This is a genomic window from Photobacterium sp. GB-72 (assembly GCF_003026095.1).
Lineage (GTDB): Bacteria > Pseudomonadota > Gammaproteobacteria > Enterobacterales > Vibrionaceae > Photobacterium.
Window position 1 is genome coordinate 1 of sequence record NZ_PYNV01000060.1, and the last position, 512, is coordinate 512.

The 512-nt window shown below is 44.9% G+C and carries 1 protein-coding gene; it reads left to right on the top strand.

The window, feature by feature from the left end:
* Positions 1-512, top strand: a 512-nt coding sequence (locus C9J40_RS22065; protein ID WP_199188152.1) for a hypothetical protein, incomplete at both ends; no start/stop codon positions are given.

The following is a 512-nucleotide window of genomic DNA, read 5'->3' on the forward strand; positions in this document are numbered from 1 at the left end:
GACTACTGCACCGAAATGCGGTCACTGGGAAACCTGAGCTACAACAGTTTGAAACCGCGATTGACTTAAACAGCCACGACATTAATAACGCCAATAGCGTTAAGGCATCAACGGTAACTACTGATACGGCCACACTGCAAAGCCTAACCAGTAATGGTGATACTGCGTTAAACAACCTAACCGCAACGAGTAATACCTCGCTAACCAAACTTAGCGTAAATGGTGATGCCACATTCCAACAAGCGTTTGTTGTTGATTCAACACTGACCACCAAAGATCTCAGCGCTACAAGTATTGACGCCAATTCGACACAAGCGGGTACGCTAGTGGCCCAAAGTGCGCAGTTAGGCAATACCGTTATTAAAAATGGTGCCACCATAAACAGCACTTTTACCGCAAATGACAATATCACTGCCCAAGATGTTAATGCTAGTAACTTAAGCACGACTGGGCTTACCGTTTCAGGCACATTGACCGCTGAAGAACTCAAGTTACGCAATCTAAAAAACATC